Raw genomic sequence first — 25,678 nt, 5'->3', positions numbered from 1 at the left:
AGGTGACTCTTATTTTAAAATCTGAACGTAAGCAGATTATCATGGAAAAATTAGCGCAAGAGAATTTTGTAACCCTAGAATTTCTTGTTGGTGCCCTTGATACATCTGAGTCAACCGTTCGCAGAGATTTAGATGAATTAGCAAGTGAGAAAAAACTTCATCGTGTACATGGTGGTGCTGAGAAAAACCATCCTTTGCAAGAAGAGGAAACCAATCTTCAAAAATCTATCAAAAACGTTCAAGCTAAAAAAGCTATTGTTACAAGAGCAGCGGAGCTGATTGATAATGGTGATGTGATTTTTGTTGATGCTGGGACAACAACTGCTCTTCTATTGGATCAATTACACGCAGAAGGCCTGACTGTAGTGACGAATTCGATTCATCATGCGGCCAAATTAGTTGAAAAAAATATCAATACGATAATTATTGGTGGTTATGTCAAAAACTCAACGGATGCGAGCATAGGTCAGTTGGCCATTATGCAGTTGAGTCAGCTGAATTTTGATAAAGCTTTTGTCGGTATGAATGGTATTGATCATCATTTTTTAACAACGCCTGATACTGAAGAGGCTGCTATCAAAAAGACTGTTATTGACAATGCGCAAGTAACTTATGCTTTGGCAGATGCTTCAAAATTGGGGCAAACATCATTTGTTAAAGTTGATCGGCTAGAAACGGTGACCATTATCACCAACCAATCCGATAATCGGCTGTTAAAGGAAGTAAGAAAAAAAGACGAAGGTGATTGAAGTATGATTTATACGGTAACCCTTAATCCTTCTATTGATTTTATCGTTCGTATTGATACTGTAAAAATCGGCAGTGTCAATCGTATGGATAGTGACGATAAATTTGTTGGAGGCAAAGGGATTAATGTTAGTCGTATTCTTAAGCGTTTAGGACAGGATAATACGGCGACAGGTTTTATTGGCGGTTTTACTGGTAGGTTTGTTGAGGAAGGATTGATTGCTGAAGGAATCAAGACTAACTTTGTCCATGTTAATCAAGATACCAGAATTAATGTCAAAATTAAGGCTGATCAAGAAACTGAAATTAATGGTACAGGCCCTGTCATTACAAAAGAACAAGTTTTAGCTTTAGAGAATATCTTACAGCAACTTTCACAAGACGATACAGTTGTTTTTGCAGGCAGTGCACCGTCCAATTTAGGAAATCAAATTTATGAACGCTTGATTCCGCTGGTGAGACAAACAGGAGCGCAAATTGTTTGCGATTTTGAAGGGCAAACTTTATTGGATGCTCTTGACTATCAACCGCTTTTGGTTAAACCAAATAATCATGAACTTGAAGCTATTTTCAAGGTAAACTTAAACGGTATTGCTGATGTTGAAAAGTATGCCCGCCAAATTCTTGATAAGGGTGCACAAAACGTCATTATTTCAATGGCAGGAGATGGCGCTTTATTAGTAACATCAGATGCGACTTATTTTGCCAAACCGATTAAGGGACAGGTTAGAAATTCTGTCGGTGCTGGTGATTCAATGGTTGCTGGTTTTACTGGTGAATTTGCTAAGTCAGCTAATCCTCTTGAAGCTCTCAAATGGGGAGTGGCTTGCGGTACAGCAACCGCTTTTTCAGATGATTTAGCCAGTATTGATTTTATAAAAGAAACATATGAAAAAGTAGAGGTAGAAAAATTATGAAAATTCAGGACTTACTGAACAAGGATGTCATGTTGCTTGACTTGCAAGCAACAACTAAAGAAGCTGCTATTGATGAGATGGTTTCTAAGTTAGTCGAACAAGGTATCGTTACTGATTTTGATACTTTTAAGGCTGGGATCATGAATCGTGAAGCTCAAACGTCAACTGGTCTTGGGGATGGTATTGCTATGCCTCACAGTAAGAATAAGGCTGTAAAGGAAGCAACGGTTCTTTTTGCCAAATCAAATAAAGGTGTTGATTACGAAGCTCTTGATGGTGCACCTGTTGATCTTTTCTTTATGATTGCGGCTCCTGATGGTGCTAATGACACACATTTAGCAGCTTTGGCTGAATTATCACAATACCTTTTAAAAGATGGTTTTGCTGATAAGCTGCGTCAGGTAACTAGTCCTGATGATGTTATCAATCTTTTTAATGCAACAGAAGAAGAAAAGAAAGAAGCGACACCTGTCTCTCCAGTAGCTGATAGTCACGATTTTCTTGTTGCTGTTACAGCCTGTACAACTGGGATTGCCCACACTTATATGGCAGAAGAAGCGCTTAAGAAGCAAGCCGCTGAAATGGGAGTTGGCATCAAGGTTGAAACCAACGGTGCTTCAGGTGTTGGCAATAAATTGACCGCTGATGATATTAAGCGTGCTAAAGGTGTTATCATCGCTGCTGACAAGGCAGTTGAAATGGATCGTTTTAATGGTAAGCCATTGATTTCGCGTCCAGTCGCTGAGGGAATTAAAAAACCTGAAGAATTAATTAATATCATTCTTGATGGTAAAGCTGAAGCCTATGTTGCTGACAACTCTGATCTTAGCAGTGAAGCATCAGCAACTGAAAAGACTGGTCTTGGAAGTGCTTTTTATAAGCATCTGATGAGCGGGGTTTCGCAAATGCTGCCTTTTGTTATTGGCGGCGGTATCATGATTGCTTTGTCATTCCTGATTGACCAATTTATGGGGGTTCCTAAGTCTTCTCTTAGTCATTTGGGGAATTACCATGAAATTGCAGCTATTTTCAATCAAGTCGGTAATGCTGCTTTTGGCTTTATGATTCCAGTCTTTGCTGCTTATATTGCTTATTCAATTGCTGAAAAGCCAGGGTTGGTAGCTGGTTTTGTAGCTGGCAGTATGGCAACAACAGGTCTCGCTTTCAATAAGGTTGCTTTCTTTGAATTTGGTGAAAAGGCTAGTCAAGCTAGTTTAACTGGTATACCTTCTGGCTTCCTTGGTGCTCTTGCAGGTGGTTTCCTTGCAGGCGGTGTCATTCTTGTCCTCAAGAAAGCCCTTGCCTTTGTACCTCGTTCTCTTGAGGGTATAAAATCCATCCTTCTCTATCCTTTGCTGGGTGTTTTGGTAACTGGCTTCCTCATGCTTTTTGTCAATATCCCAATGGCAGCTATCAATACAGCCTTGTATAATTTCCTTGGCAACTTATCTGGTGGTTCAGCAGTTCTCTTAGGACTTATTGTTGGTGGTATGATGGCGATTGATATGGGGGGACCTTTTAATAAAGCAGCCTATGTTTTTGGAACAAGTACTTTAACCGCAGCAGCTCTTACTAAGGGTGGTTCAGTTGTCATGGCCAGTGTCATGGCTGGTGGTATGGTACCGCCGCTTGCAGTTTTTGTTGCGACCCTTCTTTTTAAAAATAAATTCACTCAAGAAGAACATGATGCTGGTTTAACAAACATTGTTATGGGGCTTTCTTTCATCACTGAAGGTGCCATTCCATTTGGTGCAGGAGACCCAGCGCGTGCCATTCCAAGTTTCATTGTTGGTTCAGCAGTTACGGGTGCCTTAGTTGGTTTAAGCGGTATTAAGCTAATGGCACCTCACGGAGGTATCTTCGTTATTGCTTTGACAAGCAATCCTTTGCTTTACCTACTTTATATTGCTGTTGGAGCGGTGATTGCTGGTATTCTTTTTGGAAGTCTTCGTAAAGTAAGATAATCTTTTTTTAAATAATAAACCATAATATTAAAATAACTTAACAAAAGAAAAAAGCGCTCCTCTTATTAGTGGACAGTGACAGGCAATAGTCACTTAAAACGATAAGAGGAGTTTTCTTGTACTCAAAAATAGTTCAGCTTCTTTTTGTTATAGATGAAAACTATAACAGATACTACATATATAGTTCAAAACTATATATATACATAAAAACACAAAAACCCTTTAAACATTGATTTAATAGGGATTATCTAGTATTATTTTAATTACAATAAAAAAAGATGTTATAGTTATAAGATGAATATAGATTTTATCTTAAGGCTAAGAGGAGGACGAAATGACAAAAGTTTCAAGCTTGGGCTATCCACGCTTAGGAGAAAACCGTGAATGGAAAAATTAATCGAAGCTTATTGGGCAGGGGAAGTCAGCCAGAATGATTTATTTGCTGGTGCCAAGGAACTGCGTTTAGACTTTTTAAAAAAGCAATTGAATGCAGGGCTTGATCTGATTCCAGTGGGTGATTTTTCACTTTATGATCATATTTTGGACTTGTCAGTGCAGTTTAACATTATTCCTAAACGCTTTGCTAAAGAGCCAATAGATATCAACTTATATTTTGCTATTGCTCGTGGAAATAAAGAAAATGTTGCTTCTTCAATGAAAAAATGGTTTAACACTAATTATCACTATATTGTTCCCGAATGGTCGAGACAACGACCAAAACTCAATAATAATCGTTTATTGGATCTTTATTTGGAAGCTAGAGAAGTTGTTGGAGATAAGGCTAAGCCTGTTATTACTGGTCCTATTACTTATGTGGCTCTGTCAACAGGCGTTGAAGATTTTACAGCTGCTGTTAAGAGTTTGCTGCCGCTCTACAAGCAAGTTTTTACGGAATTAGTAAAAGCAGGGGCAAGCTATATTCAAGTAGATGAACCTATCTTTGTAACAGATGAAGGTAAAGATTACCTCCAAGCAGCTAAAGCAGTTTATGCTTACTTCGCTAAAGAAGTCCCTGATGCTAAATTTATTTTTCAGACCTATTTTGAAGGTTTGATTGATAGTCAGGTTTTGTCTCAACTTCCAGTAGATGCCTTTGGTCTTGATTTTGTTTATGGTTTGGAGGAAAATCTTGAGGCTATTAAGACAGGTGCTTTTAAAGGCAAAGAAATCTTTGCAGGCGTTATTGATGGACGTAATATCTGGAGTTCTGATTTTGTTAAAACGTCAGCATTGTTAGAGACGATTGAGGCACAATCTGCAGCCCTTACTGTTCAACCTTCTTGTTCACTCTTGCATGTGCCTGTAACAACTAAGAATGAAACAGATTTGGATCCTGTCTTGCGCAATGGGTTAGCTTTTGCAGATGAAAAATTAACAGAAGTCAAACGATTGGCTGAGCATTTAGATGGCAGAGAGGATCCAGCCTATGATTTACATATTGCACATTTTGATGATCTTCAGGCTGCTGATTTTAGAAACGTTAAACTTGAAGATCTAAGTCGTGTTGCGACAAAACGTCCTAGTGACTTTGCTAAACGCCGTGATATTCAGCAAGAGAAGCTGCATTTGCCTTTGCTGCCAACGACAACGATTGGTTCTTTCCCACAATCAAGAGAAATCAGACGGACACGTCTGGCTTGGAAGCGTGGTGATATCAGTGATGCAGAGTATAAACAATTTATTCAGGCTGAAATTGAACGCTGGATTCGTATTCAGGAAGATTTGGATCTTGATGTTTTGGTACATGGTGAATTTGAGCGAGTTGACATGGTTGAATTCTTTGGACAGAAATTAGCCGGTTTTACAACAACAAAATTTGGCTGGGTCCAATCTTATGGTTCTCGTGCTGTGAAGCCTCCAATTATTTACGGAGATGTTCAGCACCTTGAACCAATCACCGTTGAAGAAACAGTTTACGCTCAAAGTCTGACTGATCGTCCTGTAAAAGGTATGCTGACAGGTCCAATTACCATCACCAATTGGTCTTTTGAACGGACAGATATTCCACGCGATCAGTTATTTAATCAAATTGGCTTGGCTATTAAAGATGAAATTAAATTATTGGAAAATGCTGGGATTGCTATTATTCAAGTAGATGAAGCGGCTCTGCGCGAAGGTTTGCCGCTGCAAAAGAGCAAACAAAAAGCTTATTTGGATGATGCAGTCCATGCCTTTCACATCGCAACCTCTTCAGTTAAGGATGAAACACAGATTCATACACACATGTGTTATTCTAAATTTGATGAAATTATTGATGCTATTCGTGCCTTAGATGCTGATGTTATTTCAATTGAAACCAGCCGCAGCCATGGTGATATTATTGAGTCCTTCGAAACAGCTGTTTATCCACTGGGTATTGGTCTTGGTGTCTATGATATTCACTCTCCGCGTGTACCAACTAAAGAAGAAGTGGTGGCTAATATTGAAAGACCTTTGCGACAATTATCGCCAAAACAATTCTGGGTTAATCCTGATTGTGGTTTAAAAACGCGTCAAGAACCAGAAACCATTGCTGCTTTGAAGGTTTTAGTTGCTGCAACTAAGGAAGTTCGTCAAAAGTTAGGAAACTAAAGGAAGGGGGAGTGACCATGTCCAGATTGCTGGAGAAACTAAAGACAGATATTTTAGTGGCTGATGGAGCTATGGGGACTCTTCTCTATGCTGATGGCTTAGAATCTTGCCACGAATATTATAATATCAGTCATCCTGAGAGAATTTTGGCTATTCATCAAGCTTATATTGCAGCCGGAGCAGACATCATTCAGACCAATACTTATGGTGGGAAAAGACATCGTTTAAAAAGTTTTGGTCACGATAAAGAAGTTAAGACAATCAATCAGGCAGCTGTTCATCTGGCCCGTCAGGCAGCTGGTGACAACACCTTTGTTTTAGGAACAATAGGGGTTTCACATGGCCTTAAGCAATGTGAACTGTCCTTGGAAGACATTATTTCTCAGACTGTAGAACAGACTCGGTTTCTTTTGGAAACTAAGCAAATTGATGGTTTGCTCTTAGAAACTTACTATGATATAGAAGAACTTGAGGCTGCTTTAAAGGCTTTGAGGCCTTTAACAGACTTGCCGATCATTACTAATGTTGCCCTTCATGAACCGGGAATTACGGAAAATGGCCGACCTTTGGTGGAAGCTTTTAGTCACTTGGTGATGTTGGGAGCCGATATCGTTGGTTTGAACTGCCATTTGGGACCTTATCATATGATCCAATCTTTCAAGCAAGTACCACTGTTTGCGCAGAGTTATTTATCAGCTTATCCTAATGCCAGTCTTTTATCTTTTTCCAGCGATGATAATGAGACCCCTTACCACTTTAGCCAGAATGCGGATTATTTTGAATACTGTGCTAAACTTTTTGTTGAAGAAGGGGTCCGCCTCATTGGCGGCTGTTGCGGAACAACCCCTGAACATATCAAAGCTATAAAACGTGGTATTCGGGGACTTAAACCAATTGAGCGTAAAGTGACGACACCTTTGATCAGTCAAGAAGACTTGATTTATGAAGTGGAGAAAAAAGAAAATCTGGTTGATAAAGTTAAAAAAGAGATCACCATTATTGCTGAAATTGATCCTCCTAAAACCTTGGCCGTTGATAAATTTGTTGATGGTGTCAAAGCCTTAGACGAAAAAGGTATTGCGGCGATTACCTTAGCAGATAATTCTCTTGCTAGAACACGTATTTGTAATCTCAGCATGGCGTCAATGCTAAAGGATGAGATTGCAACACCTTTCTTGCTTCATTTGTCCTGTCGCGATCATAATATGATTGGACTGCAGTCACGCCTTTTGGGCATGGATCTTTTGGGATTTGATCATATTCTTGCCATCACAGGAGATCCCTCAAAAATTGGAGATTTCCCAGGAGCTACCAGTGTTTATGATGCTACCAGTTTCAAATTGCTGTCTTTGATTAAGCAACTCAATCAGGGTCATGGTTACAGCGGTGCAAGTCTTAAAAAAGCGACCCATTTTACCGTTGCTGCAGCTTTTAATCCTAATGTTAAAAACTTAAGCAGAACAGGAAGGTTAATTGAGAAGAAGATTGCAGCTGGAGCAGACTATTTTATCACACAGCCTGTTTTTAGCGAAGCAGTCATCCAAGAGTTAAGTGAAGTTACTAAACCTTATGAACAGCCTTTTTTTGTTGGTATTATGCCGATTACTTCTTATAATAATGCTGTTTTCTTACATAATGAAGTTCCGGGAATTAGTTTATCAGAATCTTTTCTGGCAAAATTAGAAGCGGTTAAGGATGATAAAGAAACCTGTAAGAAAGTGGCTTTAGCTGAAAGTAAAAAATTGATAGACGCAGCTTTGGCTCATTTTAATGGCATTTATCTCATTACTCCTTTTTTACGTTATGATTTGACCGTGGAATTAATTGATTATATTCAGGCAAGGACAGCGACTGCTGCTAAAAAGAGAGCTTAGTGAAAAGAACCACTTATAATGGACAGTATAAAAAAGTTATATACTGTTCTTATCAGGAGGTTCTTTTCACTTCACTCTCTTTTTTTGTTGATTAAAAGCTGCGTCTTAATGAAAGAAAAGGAGGGAGGGAAAAGTGATTTTTATAGTCATCATGCGTGTTTGTCTCAACTTCTGTTTGATGGGGCAGTTTGTTTATCAAACTGGTATCTGCCTAGTACTAAAAAGTAAACAGAATGGCTTTATTAGTATAGGAAAGCGCTTTACAAAATTGAAAATAGTGCTACAATAAATTGGTATCGCAAATGTTTGCAAATTTGTTCCTTTCTAGTAAAGAAGACCAATAGTTGTGCAAGACTCATTTGCTTAATTATTTTGGCCTTCTTTTCTAAATTTACTGGGACTTTTTCCAAAATACTTTTTAAAAGCTTTACTAAAAGCAAGTGAATCGCTAAAACCAACAGAATTGGATATTTCAGCAATACTTAATTTGGGATTTTCAAGCAAATACTGACTTCTTTCCATTCTGACTTGAAGTATATACTCTTTTATGGAAAGATTTGTACTTTTTCTAAAAATTTTATAGAGATAACTTCGACTAAGACTCAGCTTTTTAGCAATATCATTCACTCGAAGGGAACTACCATACTGCGAATGTATTATTTTTTTCACTTGGTTAACATAAGCTTTTGTTGAACTATTACTCTCTTCTAAATGAGATAGAGGAAATTCTTCAATGAGGGCAGCTAAAAGCTTATAAAGTTCACCTACCATCAGTAATTCATTAACAGAGGTTAAGGGGGTGTTGGCAAATTGAATAATGGTCATCATGTGTGAGAAGAGCTTGGAGCTGCGGCTAGAATGACAATAAAAATGTTTAAAAAGGCTTGACTGCTTAAGAATACTTTCGGCTTTTGAGCCGCTAAAGCCAATCCAGATATAGCTCCAGGGCGTTTGGAAATCTGCTTGATAAAAGGTTGAGATATCTTTGGGGAGAAGGAAGATATCACCTGCCGCTAAGTCAAGGGTGTGTTGATTTATGGTAAATTTTCCTTTACCTTCAAGGATGAAATGAATGACGTAATTATCTCGAATAGTTGGACCAAAGGAGTAGCCTCTGTCACATTTTTCTGAACCGTAGTGATCAACGCTTAAATCGAAATTATTAATGTCAAATTCATTATAGATATTTAGAATATTCATTTCCTTTACCTTTCTTTAGGAAACATTTTACCATATTTTAGCAACAAATACCTATTTTTTAAAGCGGTTGCAAAATGTATAATAAAGGTAATATGAAAGGAGAACAAATGGGTATTGTTATTAAAAATAATCTTTTTTATATACACACCAAAGATTCATCGTTAATCATTGAAGAAAGAGATGGTGATTTGCTTTTAAAACACCTAGGTAAAAAAATTGAAGCCTATCATTTTTCCAATACCGTTTTTGAAAAAGATCATGCCTTTTCGGCTAATCCAGTGGCGGACAATAGAAACTATAGTTATGATACACAAAGACAACTATTTGGTGTTCATGGTTTTGGTGATTTTAGAGTGCCTTCACTAATCCTTCAACATGATAATAATGATTTAACACGGTTTAAATTTAAGAAAGCTAAAATCATTAAAGGGGGAATCGAGGCAAGAGGTTTGCCCAATCCACATGGTGGTGAGAGTGCTCAAAGCTTAGCTCTTATCTTAGAAGATGATTTAGCAAAACTGCGCATGACTTTGTATTATACGGCTTATGATGATAATGCCACCATTTCAACCTTTATCAAATTTGAAAATTTATCTGATAAGCCTGTTATTCTTCATCGTGCTTTATCAACAATGTTTGATTTACCTGCCAGCCATTATGATGTGATAACTTTTCAAGGAGCTTATGCTCGCGAGAAGACAGTCCGACGACATCAAGTTGAACAAGGCTTGTTTAAGATAAGTTCTAATCGAGGAGCTTCAGGACATGCCCAAACCCCCTCTTTAATTTTAACAAATCATGACAGCAATGAATATTATGGGGAGGCTCTGGCTTTACAATTAATCTATAGTGGAAATTTTCAAGCTTTTGTTCAAAAAAATCAATTAAACGAGGTTCGCTTAGGTATCGGATTAAATGATGATAATTTTTCATGGGAACTGCAGGCTAATCAGAGTTTTGAGACACCTGTAGCTTTGATAACCTACACTGATAAGGGATTGACGGATCTGACACAAGAAAGTCATGATTTTGTTAAACGTCATATTATTCCTAAGAATTTTGCTAATAAGAAACGTCCCATTCTCATTAATAATTGGGAGGCGACTTATTTTGATTTTAATCGGAGCAAGTTGCTGGAGCTGGCAGATGAAGCCAGCAAACTTGGCATTGAACTCTTTGTGCTTGATGATGGTTGGTTTGGTCATCGTTTTGATGACAATAGAGCACTTGGCGATTGGTTTGTTAATGAGGAAAAACTTGGCGGTTCCCTTGATAGTTTTATCAAGGAAATTCATGATAGAGGATTACAGTTTGGCCTTTGGTTTGAACCAGAAATGGTATCAGTTGACAGCGAACTTTATAGAGCTCATCCTGATTGGGCTATTCAGACAGACAATAGAGAGCATACTTATTCTCGCAATCAATTGGTCTTAAATTTAGCTAATCCCGATGTTGTTGCTTACATCAAAACTGTTATTGATAAACTGCTGACAGAAAATACGATTGATTATGTAAAATGGGACTATAATCGCAATATAACCAATATTGGCAATGGCAGGACTTACTTGGAAACGCAAATGCAGTCACATGCTTATATACTAGGGTTGTATGATATTGTTTCTTACTTAACGACAAAACACGATAAGGTCTTGTTTGAATCTTGTTCAGGAGGTGGCGGCCGCAACGATTTGGGGATGATGTGTTATTTTCCTCAAGTGTGGTCAAGTGATAATACAGATGCTATTGCAAGACTGCCGATACAATATGGTTCCTCTTATCTTTACCCGACTATTTCTATGGGGGCTCATGTTTCAGCGGTCCCTAACCATCAAATGAACCGTCAGACTCCTCTTACAACACGAGGTCATGTTGCTATGATGGGAAATCTAGGCTATGAATTGGACTTAGCAATTTTAAACAAAAATGAAAAAAGATCTGTTGCCAATCAGATTGAACATTATAAAAAAATAAGGTCTGTTGTACAATTTGGCAAGCTTTACCGTCTAATTAATCCCGAAATTGGAATCAATGAAGTAGCAATGCAATATACCTATGACAATCAGGTACTGGTTACCTATGTCCGTATTCAATCAACCATAGAGATGATGGAGACAACTGTAAAGTTGAAAGGACTAGATGCAGATGCCATTTATGTTCTTATAGAAACTGGGCAAATCTTTTCAGGTGCAGAGTTAATGTATGCGGGATTGACCGTTGATATGCCGCAGGGTGATTATTTGAGTAAACAATACTATTTTATTAAAAAGTAGAAGGAGACACTTATGAAATGGTATAAAAAAATTGGATTACTAGGTATTGTCGGTCTGACGAGCGTCTTACTAGCTGCATGCAGCAAAAATAAGGCCTCGCAGTCAAAGGATGATAAAGTAACAATTGAGTATTTTAACCAGAAAAAAGAAATGGATGCTACCTTGAAAAAGATAATTAAGGACTTTGAAAGAGAAAATCCTAAAATTCATGTCAAGATGACTAGTGTTCCAGATGCTGGTACAGTTCTCAAAACACGTATCTTATCAGGAGATGTACCCGATGTCATCAATATTTATCCTCAAAATATGGACTTCCAAGAATGGGCCAAAGCAGGCTATTTTTATGATATGACGGGTAAAGCCTATCTTAACCATTTAAAGAATCATTACGCTAACGAATATAAAGTTAATCAAAAGGTTTATAGTGTCCCGTTAACAGCTAATGTTTCAGGAATTTATTATAACAAAACCAAATTTAAAGCATTAGGTTTGAAGGTTCCTGAAACTTGGGATGAGTTTGTTAGATTGGTTGAAGAAATCAAGGCAAAAAAGGAAACGCCGTTTGCTTTAGCGGGAACAGAAGGTTGGACCTTGAATGGTTATCATCAGTTATCCTTGATTTCAGTCACTGGCAGTGCTAATGCCGCTAATAAATATCTTCGCTTTTCAAAGCCAAATTCGATTAAACCTAGTGATAAAATCTTAAAAGAAGATATGATCCGGCTCAATCTTTTAGCAGATGATGGCAATCAGCAGAAAAATTGGAAAGGCGCTTCTTATAATGATGCTCTTGTGGCATTTGCTAATGGAAAAGCTCTTATGACACCTAACGGTTCGTGGGCCTTGCCAGCTATTAAACAACAAGATCCCAAATTTGAAATTGGAACCTTTGCTTTTCCGGGCAAAAAAACTGGAAATGGCATAACAGTTGGAGCCGGAGATTTAGCCCTATCGATTTCAGCTAAAACAAAGCATCTTAAAGAAGCTGAAAAATTTGTTAAATACATGACAACTGCTAAGGCGATGCAGAAATATTATGATGTTGATGGTTCACCAGTAGCAGTAAAAGGAGTCAGAGAAGATAAGAATTCACCTTTGCAACCTTTAACTAAATTAGCCTTTACTGATAAACACTATGTGTGGTTAGGTCAGCATTGGAACAGTGAAGATGATTTCTTCACAGCCACAACCAATTATCTAATGACAAAAAATGCTAAAGGTTTAGCTGATGGGCTTAACGCTTTCTTTAATCCAATGAAAGCAGATGTTGATTAGGAGGGATAAGGAATGACTATCAGAAAAGTTTTAAATAAATACTGGGGTTGGACATTTTTAATTGTACCGCTCATTTTACAAGTTGTCTTCTTTTATTTTCCTATGTTTCAGGGCGCTTTTTATAGCTTTACTAATTGGACAGGTCTGACCTATAATTTTGATTTTGTTGGTATCAATAATTATAAGATTTTGATGACTGACGGGAAATTTATGAAGGCTATTGGTTTTACTTTGGTTTTGACTCTGGCCTTGATTGTCGGTGAAATTGTTCTTGGTATTATCATTGCACGTGCTCTTAATGCTAAGATCAAAGGAAAAACTTTTTTCAGAGCTTGGTTCTTCTTTCCAGCTGTTTTATCTGGTTTGACAGTTTCCTTGATTTTTAAACAGGTTTTCAATTATGGTTTGCCAGCAGTTGGCAGTGCTTTGGGAATTAAATTTTTGGAAACAAGTATGTTGGGAACAGCGAACGGGGCGGTTATTGCTTCAATCTTTGTTCTTTTGTGGCAAGGTGTTGCTATGCCTATTATTCTTTTCCTTTCAGGATTACAGAGTATTCCATCAGAGATTGTCGAAGCAGCAGCTATTGATGGTGCTGACAGTAAACAGACCTTTTGGTCAGTCGAGTTGCCCTACTTACTGCCAAGTATTTCCATGGTTTTCATCATGGCTTTAAAAGCTGGTCTTACGGCCTTTGATCAAATCTTTGCCTTAACAGGTGGCGGTCCAAATAATTCAACAACATCATTAGGCCTTTTGGTTTATAACTATGCCTTTAAGAGTAATCAGTACGGTTATGCTAATGCCATTGCTTTGATTTTATTCATTATCATTGGAATTGTTTCTGTGCTGCAAATTAAACTCTCTAAGAAGTTTGAAGTTTAGAGGAGACTGATGCTATGAAAAAAGAAGAAAAATAAATTATTTTTGGAAATATGTACTTTTGACTGTTGGTGGCATCCTGATTTTGATCCCACTGATGGTTACTGTCTTTAGTTCTTTTAAGAAAACTAAGGATATTATGAATCATTTTTTTGCCTTTCCAAATCCTATCACTTTGGATAATTACAAACGTTTGTTAGCTGATGGTGTTGGCGGCTATTTTTGGAATTCAACGGTGATTACTGTTTTATCCGTTTTGGTGGTCATGCTCTTTATCCCTGCAGCGGCTTATTCCATTGCGCGTAACATGTCTAGAAGAAAAGCTTTCAATATCATGTATAGCCTGTTGATTCTGGGAATTTTCGTTCCCTTCCAAGTTATCATGATTCCTATTACGGTTATGATGAGTAAATTAGGCTTGGCTAATATGTGGGGATTAATTATTCTGTATTTAACTTATGCTATTCCGCAGACACTCTTCCTTTACGTGGGTTATATCAAACTAAGTGTACCTGATAGTTTAGATGAAGCAGCTGAAATTGATGGTGCGGATAAATTGACAACTTATCGTAAAATCATTTTCCCTATGTTAAAACCAATGCACGCAACAACTCTGATTATTAATGCACTTTGGTTCTGGAACGACTTTATGTTACCATTGCTGATTCTTAATAAGGATTCAAGTATGTGGACGCTTCCTCTTTTCCAATACAATTATAGCGGACAATATTTCAATGATTACGGTCCTAGTTTTGCTTCTTATATTGTTGGTATTATTACCATCACAATTGTTTATCTTATTTTCCAAAAACACATTATTGCTGGCATGAGCAATGGAGCTGTGAAGTGAGAGCTATAGATAATGGCCGCTTAAGCAGCTCTTCATCAACTAACGCCAGCCGCTATGGCGATCTGCCTAAGCTTCCCACTAGCTCGCCAACCGCAATAAGATCGATTGCTTCTGGCTCGCGTCGCAGGAGCTAAAGATGTGGCTGTTATTTTTAGGTTGAACTGGTATAAATCAAAATTAATTAGAGGAGATAAAATGCCGATTACAAATAAAACAATGTTGATTACTTACGCAGACAGTTTGGGTAAAAATTTGAAAGAATTGAATGAAAATATTGAGAATTATTTTGGAGATGCTGTTGGCGGTGTCCATTTGCTGCCATTCTTTCCTTCCACAGGTGATCGCGGCTTTGCACCGATTGATTACCATGAAGTTGACTCTGCTTTTGGCGATTGGGATGATGTCAAACAATTGGGTGAAAAATACTACCTCATGTTTGATTTCATGATTAATCATATTTCGCGTCAGTCTAAATATTATAAAGATTACCAAGAAAAGCATGAAGCAAGTGCTTATAAAGATCTATTTTTAAATTGGGATAAATTTTGGCCTAAAAATCGCCCGACACAAGAAGATGTGGATCTGATTTATAAGCGTAAGGATCGAGCACCTAAGCAGGAAATCCAATTTGCAGATGGCAGTGTTGAACATCTCTGGAACACTTTTGGGGAGGAACAGATTGATCTTGACGTGACTAAAGAAGTGACGATGGATTTTATTCGCTCTACCATTGAAAATTTAGCAGCCAACGGCTGTGATCTCATTCGTTTGGATGCTTTTGCCTATGCTGTTAAAAAACTAGATACGAATGATTTCTTTGTTGAGCCTGAAATCTGGACTCTGCTAGATAAAGTTCGTGATATAGCCGCTGTATCGGGTGCGGAAATCTTGCCGGAAATTCATGAACACTATACTATTCAATTTAAAATTGCAGACTATGATTACTATGTTTATGATTTTGCTCTGCCTATGGTGACGCTCTACAGCCTATATTCGGGTAAGGCTGACCGTCTTGCTAAATGGTTGAAAATGAGTCCGATGAAACAGTTCACCACCCTTGATACACATGACGGTATTGGTGTGGTTGATGTTAAGGATATCCTGACTGACGAAGAAATTACCTATACTTCTAATGAGCTTTATAAGGTCGGTGCCAATGTTAAGCGTAAGTATTCAACTGCTGAATATAATAACTTGGATATCTATCAAATCAATTCGACCTACTATTCTGCACTGGGTGATGATGATCAAAAATACTTTTTGGCTCGCTTGATACAAGCTTTTGCTCCCGGTATTCCACAGGTTTATTATGTTGGCTTTTTAGCTGGCAAGAATGATCTCGAATTACTGGAAAGCACTAAAGAAGGGCGCAATATCAACCGTCATTACTATAGTAGTGAAGAAATTGCTCAAGAAGTGAAGCGACCGGTTGTCAAGGCACTTTTAAATCTCTTTACTTACCGCAATCAATCAGCAGCTTTTGATTTGGATGGCCGTATTGAAGTGGAAATGCCAAACGAAGCAACCATTATCATTAAGCGTCAAAATAAAGATGGCAGTCATGTCGCAAAAGCAGAGATTAATCTCCAAGATATGACATACAGAGTAACAGAAAATGATCAAACAATAAGTTTTGAATAATTAGGAGAGAGACTATGGTTGAACTAAATTTAAATCACATTTATAAAAAATACCCTAACAGCAGTCATTACTCTGTTGAAGATTTTGACTTAGATATCAAGAACAAAGAATTCATCGTTTTGTTGGTCCTTCAGGTTGCGGGAAATCAACAACCCTTCGGATGGTTGCTGGTTTGGAGGATATTACCAAGGGCGAACTTAAAATTGACGGTGAAGTGGTCAATGATAAGGCGCCCAAAGATCGGGACATTGCTATGGTTTTCCAAAACTATGCGCTTTATCCTCATATGAGCGTTTATGATAATATGGCTTTTGGTCTAAAATTGCGTAAGTATTCCAAAGAAGCCATTGATAAGCGTGTCAAAGAGGCTGCGCAAATTCTTGGTCTGACCGAATTTTTAGAACGTAAGCCAGCTGATTTGTCAGGTGGGCAACGTCAACGTGTGGCTATGGGACGGGCGATTGTTCGTGATGCCAAGGTCTTTTTAATGGATGAACCCTTATCAAATTTAGATGCTAAATTGCGGGTATCTATGCGGGCAGAGATTGCGAAACTTCATCGTCGTATCGGCGCAACGACCATTTATGTTACCCATGACCAAACGGAAGCCATGACCTTGGCTGACCGTATTGTTATTATGAGTTCAACAAAAAATGAGGATGGCTCAGGTACAATTGGCCGTGTGGAACAGGTAGGAACTCCTCAAGAACTTTATAACCAGCCTGCTAATAAATTTGTTGCTGGTTTTATCGGCAGTCCATCCATGAACTTCTTTGATGTTATTATCAAAGATGGGCATCTGGTCAGCAAGGATGGTTTAACAATTGCTGTTACAGAAGGGCAGCTTAAAATGCTTGAGTCTAAAGGTTTTAAGAATAAGAAATTAATTTTTGGTATTCGTCCGGAGGATATTTCCAGCAGTCTTTTAGTTCAGGAAACTTATCCAGATGCTACAGTTGATGCAGAAGTGGTTGTCTCAGAATTGCTTGGCAGTGAAACCATGCTTTATCTTAAACTTGGGCAAACAGAATTTGCAGCACGTGTCGATGCTAGAGATTTCCATGAACCGGGTGAAAAGGTCTCTCTCACTTTTAATGTTGCCAAGGGGCATTTCTTTGATGCAGAAACGGAAGCAGCCATTCGATAAAAACGGCTTAAATTGTTTTGGATTTTCTCATTCTCTTGATTAGAACTGAAATAGAATAACACGTCATAATAAATTAAAGGTGGTGATAACATGCAAAAGCATTGGTGGCATAAGGCAACCATTTATCAAATTTATCCTAAATCTTTTATGGACGCAAATGGTGACGGGATTGGTGACCTTAAAGGAATCACTAGTAAGCTTGCTTATCTGCAAAAGTTAGGAATTACAGCTATTTGGCTATCTCCAGTTTATGATAGTCCCATGGATGACAATGGCTATGATATTGCGAACTATGAAGCGATTGCTGACATTTTTGGCAATATGGCAGACATGGATGACTTGCTGGCGCAGGCAAAAGTACGAGGCATTAAAATCATTATGGATCTAGTGGTTAATCACACCTCGGATGAACATGCTTGGTTTATTGAAGCGCGTGAGCATCCAGACAGTTCTGAGCGCGATTATTATATTTGGCGTGACCAGCCGAACGATTTGGAATCTATTTTTAGTGGTTCTGCTTGGCAGTATGATGAGAAATCTGGTCAGTATTATTTACATTTCTTTAGTAAAAAGCAACCCGATCTTAATTGGGAAAATGTAGAGCTGCGTCAGAAGATTTATGAGATGATGAATTTTTGGATTGCCAAAGGTATTGGTGGCTTTCGGATGGATGTCATTGATATGATTGGGAAAATTCCTGATCAACATATTGTCAATAATGGCCCAAAATTACATGATTATCTTAAGGAAATGAATGCCGCTAGTTTTGGTCAACATGACTTGTTGACTGTGGGAGAAACTTGGGGAGCAACGCCTGAGATTGCAAAGCAATATTCAAATCCAGCCAATCACGAACTCTCTATGGTTTTCCAATTTGAACATATTGGTCTTCAGCATAAACCAGAAGCCCCTAAATGGGATTATGTGAAAGAACTTGATGTTCCTGCTTTAAAAACAATCTTTAATAAATGGCAGACTGAATTGGAATTAGGACAAGGGTGGAATTCGTTGTTCTGGAATAATCATGACTTGCCTCGTGTTTTATCAATCTGGGGAAATACGGGCAAATACCGTGAAAAATCTGCTAAAGCACTGGCTATTCTTCTTCACCTTATGCGTGGGACACCCTATATTTATCAAGGTGAAGAAATTGGGATGATCAATTATCCTTTTAAAGATTTAAATGAAATTGATGATATTGAATCCCTTAATTATGCTAAGGAGGCTTTAACGGATGGCAAGTCTATAGAAACTATCATGGACAGTATTCGTATGATTGGCCGTGATAATGCTAGAACACCTATGCAATGGGATGCTTCTCAAAATGCTGGATTTTCAACAGCGAATAAAACATGGCTGCCAGTTAATCCAAACTATAAAGATATCAATGCAGCAGCAGCATTGGCTAATGCAGATTCTATTTTTTACACGTATCAAAAGCTTATTCAGCTGCGTAAGGACTGTGACTGGATTATTGATGCAAATTTTGAATTGCTGGAGACAGCAGACAAGGTATTTGCCTATTTACGAAAGGTAAGAAAGGAAAGGTATCTTATAGTGGTCAATATTTCGGATCAGGAACAAGCCCTAGAGATTGATGTGGACAACCAAGAAACTCTCATTAGCAATACCAATGAAAGCGCAGCTCTTGCCAATCATAAACTACAACCTTGGGATGCTTTTTGTATGAAGATAAGCTAGGATAAAATAAGAAAACAACAGTTGAATACCACTCAAAAGGTGACAGCCTGTTGTTTTTAATGCTTATATCAAATAACAAAACGATTCTGATTTGCTATGACAGTTTGAAGTTTTGACAATGTCAATGTTTCTATTCTGAATCAATATGTCTTGTTTACTAAACGCTGCTTTCTCTTAATGTCAGCTGAGTGGCTAATCTGGTCATGCTTGGAATAATATCAGGGTTAAGGATTTGTCTGTTGAGGATATCAACAGCGGTACGTCCCATTTCTTTGGTATAGACAGTGACGCTGGAAAGCGCTGGGAAAACCTGTTTAGTCAAGGCCGTATCATTAAAAGAAATCAGACTGACACGATTGGGGACAGGAATGTTTGCTTCTTGTAAAGCACGAAGCACTCCAATGGCTAAGCTATCATTAGCAATAAAAAATGCATGTGGTAAGTCTTCTTTGAGTTCTTTGATGGCCTTTTTCATCAAACGATAACCAGTTTGCGCTGAAAAGTCTCCAATGAAGATATAGTTTGGATTGTAGATGTTTTGCTCATAGGCATAATTTCGAAAAGTGCGAAACCGTTGATCAATGAGTAGTTCTCTGCCATCTGTCGTTTTTTCTTCGCCAGCAATCATACCAATTTTGGTTAAGCCATGGTCTAAAAAATAATCTAAAACTTTAACGACAGCATTATCAAAGTCAGTCATTACGCAAGGATAGCCAGCGTTGAGAGTGTCACTGTCAACAAAAACCAGTTTATCAGATAATTTTTCCAGCTCTGCAATTTGATAAGTACTGAATTTACCGATGGCAATGAGACCGACGACATCTGCAGACACTTTACTGATGTCGTTATCAAAATAACGGACAATATCATAGTCCAATTCCTGAGCACGCTTTTCAATACCGATACGAATAGAATAGTAATAAAGATCGTTAAGTTCTTCCTGTTGACTGTACCATTGCATAATAGCAATCTTTTGTCTAAGTTGAGGAGAATTAGTGGTTTTTAAATGTTTCTGATAACCAAGATCGTCAGCAATCGTTAAAATACGATGCTTGGTCTTTTGGCTGACAGATAAGCTTTCATCTTTGTTCAATACTCTGGAAACCGTTGCCTGAGAAACTTTTGCTAATTTCGCAATGTCTTTTAATGTAGCCATTATTACCCTTCTTTCTTATTTCAGTATATCAAAAGAAAGGAAAAGAAATAAATTTAGTAAATTTTAGTAAAATATTGACCTCAGATTTTTAAGATTATAAAATAGACTTGTAAAATCAGAAGTTAGAAAGGATTCTTATGAAAAGACAAGAATTAAACCAAGCTTTTACTCACGTTTTTGGAAGAGAAGCAGACGCTACTTTTTTCTCACCGGGACGTATTAACCTTATTGGAGAGCATACCGATTATAATGGCGGTCATGTCTTTCCAGCAGCAATCACCTTGGGAACTTACGGTGCAGCTCGTAAACGTGATGATAAATTGCTCCGCTTTTACTCCGCTAACTTTGAAGAACTCGGTATTATTGAAATAAGCCTTGATCATCTTATATTTGACAAGAAGGATAGTTGGACCAATTATCCTAAAGGCGTCATCAAATACTTGCAAGAAGCAGGGCACTCTATTGACAATGGTATGGATGTCTATGTTTTTGGAAATATTCCAAATGGTTCTGGGCTATCTTCATCTTCATCTCTTGAATTGTTGATTGGGATTATGGCTGAAGAGCTGTTTGATCTTAAACTTGACCGTCTTGATTTAGTAAAAACTGGGAAAAGAACGGAAAATGATTTTATCGGTGTTAATTCAGGAATCATGGACCAATTTGCTATTGGTATGGGGGCTGAAAAGAAGGCTATTTATCTTGATACGAAGACTTTGAAATATGATCTTGTACCGCTTGACCTTGGTGACAATGTCATTGTTATTATGAATACCAACAAGCGCCGTGAACTTGCTGACTCTAAATATAATGAGCGCCGTACGGAATGTGAAAAAGCAGTCGAAGAATTGAATGTTCTTCTTGACATCAAAACTCTTGGTGAATTGGATGAAGAAACATTTGACGAATATGCCTATCTCATCAAGGATGCTAAGCGTATCAGACGCGCTCGCCATGCAGTTTCTGAAAATCAAAGAACTCTGAAAGCTAAGAAAGCCCTTGCAGCTGGTGATTTGGAGAAATTTGGACGGTTGGTCAATGCCTCGCATGTTTCTCTAGAACACGACTATGAAGTAACAGGACTTGAACTTGACACGCTGGCTCATACCGCTTGGGAACAAGAAGGTGTTCTGGGTGCTCGTATGACAGGAGCTGGTTTTGGCGGCTGCGGCATTGCTATTGTTGCCAAAGATAAGGTTGCAGCCTTTAAAGAAAATGTCGGTCGCATTTACACTGAAACAGTAGGTTACGCGCCAGCCTTTTATATCGCAGAAATCGCAGGCGGTAGCTGTGTTCTCTCAAGGAAATAAAACGATGACAGCATTACTAGATACTTTTGTTAGTAAAATTATTGAAAACAGTGACTATACTGAATTGGATGCTATCTACCTTAGAAATCGGATTCTTGCTTTGGTTGGTGAAGATAATGCTCAGCAGGATACAAAACAAAGCAATCTCATCGCTCTCAAGGATGAATTGGTTGACTTGGCTCTTGCAAACGGTAAAGTTGGCGACTTAGTTGAAGAGAAAGATTGCTTGGGAGCGGAGTTAATGAACTTCATCACGCCAATTCCGAGTCAGGTCAATAAAGATTTCTGGGATACTTATGCAAAGTCTCCTCAGAGAGCTATCGCAGATTTCTATGAACTCAGTAAGCATAACGACTATATTAAAGTGGCGGCTGTCGCAAAAAATATTGCTTTTTCAACACTGTCAGAGTATGGAAATATTGATATTACCATTAATTTGTCAAAGCCTGAAAAAGATCCTAAAGCTATTGCAGCAGCTAAGTTAGCTAAGACTTCCAGTTATCCCAAGTGCCAGCTTTGCATGGAAAATGAAGGCTATCAGGGTAGAATTAATTATCCTGCTCGTGCCAATCACCGTATTATCCGCATGGACTTAGGTGATGAAAAATGGGGCTTCCAATACTCACCTTACGCTTATTTCAATGAGCACTGCATTTTTTTCAACACTGAGCATGTACCTATGGTGATTAGTTGGGACACTTTTAGACAGCTCCTTGACATTGTAGACATCTTTCCCGGCTATTTCGCAGGATCCAACTCTGACCTGCCAATTGTCGGCGGTTCTATCTTAAGCCACAATCATTATCAAGGCGGTCGTCACGTTTTTCCCATGGAAATAGCAGAGCTGGATAGAGTGTTTCACTTCAAAGACTTTCCAGATGTGACAGCAGGTATTGTCAAGTGGCCAATGTCTGTTATCAGACTACGTGGAGCAAACAAGTCTCGCTTGGCGGAATTGGCTGAAATCATTCGTCTGGCTTGGCGTAACTATTCTGATGATACGATGGACATTCTTGCATTTACAGGTGATACACCGCATCACACTGTGACACCGATTGCTCGAAAACGCGATGGACAATTTGAGCTGGATATTGTTTTACGTGACAACCACACGACAGCAGAGTATCCTGACGGAGTTTACCATCCTCATGTTGATGTGCAGCATATTAAGAAAGAAAATATTGGGCTAATTGAGGTTATGGGCTTAGCCATTTTACCGCCAAGACTGAAAAATGAGCTGGCAGAAGTTGAAAAATACGTGTTAAACCAGTATAATGAAATGGCTGATTACCACAAAGACTGGGCTGATGCCATTAAGGCCAGTCATCCAGAAACGAGTGCAGCAACTGTTTCAGAAGTTGTCAAACAAGCCGTTGGGAGAACCTTTGTCCGTGTCTTGGAAGACGCAGGCGTCTACAAACGCAATAGACAAGGGCAAGCAGCTTTCATGCGGTTTGTAGAGAGTATTGGAGTGAAGTAAAAAAGAAAGGAAAGGGTTGGTTCTGGCTTTGTTGGTTAGGATTGAACCCGCCCTAACGACTGTGCAGAAAAGATAACTCTTTCTAGATGCAGGTGTCTGCGTCAAATTTCTGTTTTTGCTCTGTCGTTTACGGGCTTGGTATCTGAATTATGGCTATTTTAGTTTTAGGTGGGGCTGGTTATATTGGTTCACATATGGTTGACCGTCTCATTGAAAAAGGTGAGGAAGAGGTTGTTGTCGTTGATAGTTTGGTGACGGGTCACCGTGCAGCGGTACACCCATCTGCTAAGTTTTATCAAGGTGATTTAGCAGACCGAAAATTTATGAGTATGGTTTTTAGAGAAAATCCTGATGTGGATGCCGTTATTCACTTTGCAGCTTATTCTTTGGTTGCAGAGTCCATGAAAAAGCCCCTCAAGTATTTTGACAACAACACCGCAGGCATGATTAAGCTCCTAGAAGTCATGAGTGAATTTGGTGTCAAATACATTGTCTTTTCATCAACAGCAGCAACCTATGGTATTCCTGATGAGATTCCAATCAAGGAAACAACACCGCAGCGTCCGATTAATCCATACGGTGAGAGTAAACTCATGATGGAAACCATTATGAAATGGTCTGACCGGGCCTATGGTATCAAGTTTGTGCCGCTTCGCTATTTCAATGTGGCTGGTGCAAAACCAGATGGCTCAATCGGTGAAGACCACGGTCCTGAAACACATCTACTGCCAATCATTTTGCAGGTTGCTCAAGGTATGCGTGAGAAAATCATGATTTTTGGTGATGATTATAATACGCCAGATGGTACCAATGTACGCGATTATGTACACCCCTTTGATTTGGCGGATGCTCACTTGCTTGCTCTTAACTATCTGCGCCAAGGAAATCCCTCGACAGCCTTTAACTTGGGCTCATCAACAGGATTTTCAAATCTTCAAATTTTAGAAGCCGCTCGCAAGGTCACAGGACAGAAAATTCCTGCAGAAAAGGCAGAACGCCGTCTGGGAGATCCAGATACTTTGATTGCATCTTCAGAAAAAGCACGTGAGGTGCTTGGCTGGAAACCGCAATTTGACGACATTGAAAAAATCATTGCTTCCGCTTGGGCATGGCATTCCAGCCATCCAAAGGGTTATGATGACAGAGACTGAGTCTTAATGGCAGAAGTTGCATTGAAAAAGTAATAGGAATAATTGAAAACAAGTTTATAAATAATGGTTCTTGGAATTTGCAACTTTTAATTGAAATGGCTAAATCATACAGGAACAGCTATAACTTCATTAAGGAGATCTAATTTTTAAAAACCTTGCCTATAAAAAATGTCTATCTAGACTTTATTTATTCTGAATACTTATTTTTTATGAAATTAAAGCAGAAATGAGGTATAATAGAGAGTACTTATAGGAATAGGAGGGTATTTTGTGAGAGAAAGAAAATTTAGCATGCGATTTCTTGTCTTTCTCATCGCATTTTTTGCTGTTTTCTATAAATCTATTGAGACTGAACGGATTGATTCCAATACGGTTGCTGTCAACCCTGATTCACTCATTTTAAAGCGATTTTTAAAAACAAATCAGTTAAATGGGATCATGATTGTGACAGGACCAGATGGTAAGGCTCAAGTATTTTCAAATCAAAGTAAGGTAGATGGTAGTCCTGTTTCAATTAATGATTATTTTCCTCTTGCTTCCTTACAAAAATTGATAACAGGGGTGGCTATCCAACAATTAATTGATAAAGGAAAACTGTCTTTAAACACACCTTTAAGCAAATATTATCCTCAAGTTGAAAATAGTGAAAATATCACGATACAAAATTTACTTACCCACACCAGCGGTTTGGCAGATCGAAAAGAAGTTCCTCAACAAGTACTGACAACTCAAGAGCAGCAATTGGATTTTTCATTGACCAATTATCGCGTCACCTATCGAAAGAAATGGAAGTATGCTAACATTAATTATGCTTTGCTAGCTGGCATTATCAGTCAAATTAGCGGTCAAAATTATGCGACTTATGTTCGTCAACACTTCTTAACAGCTGGTAAGGGTTGGCATTTTAAAAAATATATTCAAATAAAAGATAAGTCTAAGTTAGCTGCCTTGTCAGTGATGGATCAAAGCACGACTTGGGATAAGCTGTCAAAAGAAGTGACGTCTACCTTTGGAGCTGGTGATTATGCTTCTAGGCCAGTGGATTATTGGAAATTTATGATGGCTTTTATTAACGACCAATTTGTTCCTGTCAGCGAATACCAACGTTCGATGAAAATGACTTCTAAGAGCTATTATGGCGGCCTCTATATCAGCCAAAAGATGCTGCATGCAAATGGTGGCGGCTTTGATACTTATTCTTGTTTTGCTTATTCAAATCCTAAAACCAAACAGGTCATGGTTTTGTTTATCACAAACGGTAAGTATAAGCGGGTCAAATCCTTAGCAGCTAAAGCCTTTAAATTATATGCAGATTCGTATGCGCTGAGGAAAAATGAAACGTCAAAATAAAAAGATAAGGGGCAGCACCATTTAAAAAGCGGTGCTGTTTTTATTAGTTTCAAAGCTGAAACTGCTTGCTTTTCATTGCTATTATTTTCTCATCACTTACCATCAGAAAATCTAAACACCCTTTTTTAACTTTGAGAGACAGTTGCTTTGTCTCTTACAAGCTTAGAAATGCTATAATAACTATAACTGATT

At 38.3% G+C, this 25,678-nt stretch carries 15 protein-coding genes and 3 pseudogenes; 16 read left to right on the top strand and 2 right to left on the bottom strand.

Going from position 1 to position 25,678, the window contains the following annotated elements:
- The first annotated feature begins 11 nt into the window (after window positions 1–11).
- The 5 genes and pseudogenes from SRT_RS06220 to SRT_RS06200 all read left to right on the top strand — a co-directional run bounded on the left by SRT_RS06220 (window position 12) and on the right by SRT_RS06200 (window position 8,073).
- Window positions 12–756, top strand: a pseudogene (locus tag SRT_RS06220) (DeoR/GlpR family DNA-binding transcription regulator).
- A complete protein-coding gene (pfkB, locus tag SRT_RS06215; protein WP_128833438.1) occupies window positions 753–1,664 on the top strand; it encodes a 1-phosphofructokinase in 912 nt (303 codons plus the stop codon). Before SRT_RS06220 ends, pfkB begins: the two are co-directional and overlap by 4 nt.
- Window positions 1,661–3,628 (top strand): PTS fructose transporter subunit IIABC, encoded by a 1,968-nt coding sequence (locus tag SRT_RS06210; protein ID WP_128833437.1) that lies wholly within the window; start codon window positions 1,661–1,663, stop codon window positions 3,626–3,628. The genes pfkB and SRT_RS06210 overlap by 4 nt, the downstream gene beginning before the upstream one ends.
- A gap of 334 nt (window positions 3,629–3,962) precedes the next feature.
- Window positions 3,963–6,199, top strand: a pseudogene (gene metE, locus SRT_RS06205) (5-methyltetrahydropteroyltriglutamate--homocysteine S-methyltransferase).
- Between the two features lie 17 nt (window positions 6,200–6,216).
- Window positions 6,217–8,073 carry a bifunctional homocysteine S-methyltransferase/methylenetetrahydrofolate reductase gene (locus SRT_RS06200; RefSeq protein ID WP_128833436.1) on the top strand — a complete coding sequence of 619 codons (1,857 nt, stop codon included), beginning with the start codon at window positions 6,217–6,219 and terminating at the stop codon, window positions 8,071–8,073.
- A 363-nt stretch (window positions 8,074–8,436) separates the two neighbouring features.
- On the opposite strand, the gene SRT_RS06195 is transcribed toward SRT_RS06200, so the two are convergent.
- Window positions 8,437–9,273: an AraC family transcriptional regulator gene (locus SRT_RS06195; RefSeq protein WP_128833435.1), complete on the bottom strand. Its 837-nt coding sequence runs from the start codon at window positions 9,271–9,273 to the stop codon at window positions 8,437–8,439.
- Between the two features lie 107 nt (window positions 9,274–9,380).
- Between SRT_RS06195 and SRT_RS06190 the strand changes: the two genes are divergently transcribed.
- From SRT_RS06190 to dexB, 7 genes and pseudogenes are all read left to right on the top strand, one after another.
- The gene (locus SRT_RS06190) at window positions 9,381–11,543 is read left to right on the top strand and encodes an alpha-galactosidase (protein ID WP_128833434.1); all 2,163 of its coding nucleotides are present in this window, start codon (window positions 9,381–9,383) and stop codon (window positions 11,541–11,543) included.
- A gap of 12 nt (window positions 11,544–11,555) precedes the next feature.
- Window positions 11,556–12,818 carry a sugar-binding protein MsmE gene (gene msmE, locus SRT_RS06185; RefSeq protein WP_128833433.1) on the top strand — a complete coding sequence of 421 codons (1,263 nt, stop codon included), beginning with the start codon at window positions 11,556–11,558 and terminating at the stop codon, window positions 12,816–12,818.
- Window positions 12,819–12,830: 12 nt separating this feature from the next.
- Window positions 12,831–13,703, top strand: a complete 873-nt coding sequence (locus tag SRT_RS06180) for a carbohydrate ABC transporter permease (protein ID WP_002262873.1) — start codon at window positions 12,831–12,833, stop codon at window positions 13,701–13,703.
- Window positions 13,704–13,734: 31 nt separating this feature from the next.
- Window positions 13,735–14,550: a carbohydrate ABC transporter permease gene (locus SRT_RS06175; RefSeq protein ID WP_128833432.1), complete on the top strand. Its 816-nt coding sequence runs from the start codon at window positions 13,735–13,737 to the stop codon at window positions 14,548–14,550.
- Window positions 14,551–14,745: 195 nt separating this feature from the next.
- Window positions 14,746–16,191, top strand: coding sequence for a sucrose phosphorylase (gene gtfA / locus SRT_RS06170; RefSeq protein WP_128833431.1), 1,446 nt, complete (start codon window positions 14,746–14,748; stop codon window positions 16,189–16,191).
- Between the two features lie 14 nt (window positions 16,192–16,205).
- A pseudogene (locus tag SRT_RS06165) lies at window positions 16,206–17,338 on the top strand (ABC transporter ATP-binding protein).
- A 90-nt stretch (window positions 17,339–17,428) separates the two neighbouring features.
- A complete protein-coding gene (gene dexB / locus SRT_RS06160; protein WP_128833430.1) occupies window positions 17,429–19,039 on the top strand; it encodes a glucan 1,6-alpha-glucosidase DexB in 1,611 nt (536 codons plus the stop codon).
- A gap of 157 nt (window positions 19,040–19,196) precedes the next feature.
- On the opposite strand, the gene SRT_RS06155 is transcribed toward dexB, so the two are convergent.
- Window positions 19,197–20,195 carry a LacI family DNA-binding transcriptional regulator gene (locus SRT_RS06155; RefSeq protein ID WP_128833429.1) on the bottom strand — a complete coding sequence of 333 codons (999 nt, stop codon included), beginning with the start codon at window positions 20,193–20,195 and terminating at the stop codon, window positions 19,197–19,199.
- A gap of 137 nt (window positions 20,196–20,332) precedes the next feature.
- Between SRT_RS06155 and SRT_RS06150 the strand changes: the two genes are divergently transcribed.
- The 4 genes from SRT_RS06150 to SRT_RS06135 all read left to right on the top strand — a co-directional run bounded on the left by SRT_RS06150 (window position 20,333) and on the right by SRT_RS06135 (window position 25,486).
- On the top strand, window positions 20,333–21,505 hold the full coding sequence (locus SRT_RS06150) for a galactokinase (protein ID WP_128833428.1): 1,173 nt from the start codon (window positions 20,333–20,335) through the stop codon (window positions 21,503–21,505).
- A gap of 4 nt (window positions 21,506–21,509) precedes the next feature.
- Window positions 21,510–22,985 (top strand): UDP-glucose--hexose-1-phosphate uridylyltransferase, encoded by a 1,476-nt coding sequence (gene galT, locus SRT_RS06145; protein WP_128833427.1) that lies wholly within the window; start codon window positions 21,510–21,512, stop codon window positions 22,983–22,985.
- Window positions 22,986–23,134: 149 nt separating this feature from the next.
- Window positions 23,135–24,136, top strand: coding sequence for a UDP-glucose 4-epimerase GalE (galE, locus tag SRT_RS06140; protein ID WP_128833426.1), 1,002 nt, complete (start codon window positions 23,135–23,137; stop codon window positions 24,134–24,136).
- Between the two features lie 270 nt (window positions 24,137–24,406).
- Window positions 24,407–25,486 (top strand): serine hydrolase domain-containing protein, encoded by a 1,080-nt coding sequence (locus SRT_RS06135; protein WP_161940033.1) that lies wholly within the window; start codon window positions 24,407–24,409, stop codon window positions 25,484–25,486.
- The last annotated feature ends 192 nt before the right edge of the window (window positions 25,487–25,678 follow it).

It is taken from the genome of Streptococcus troglodytae (assembly GCF_002355215.1).
GTDB classification, from domain to species: Bacteria; Bacillota; Bacilli; order Lactobacillales; family Streptococcaceae; genus Streptococcus; species Streptococcus troglodytae.
The sequence above is the reverse complement of the archived record's forward strand: the minus strand, read 5'-3'. Positions and strand labels throughout refer to the sequence as shown.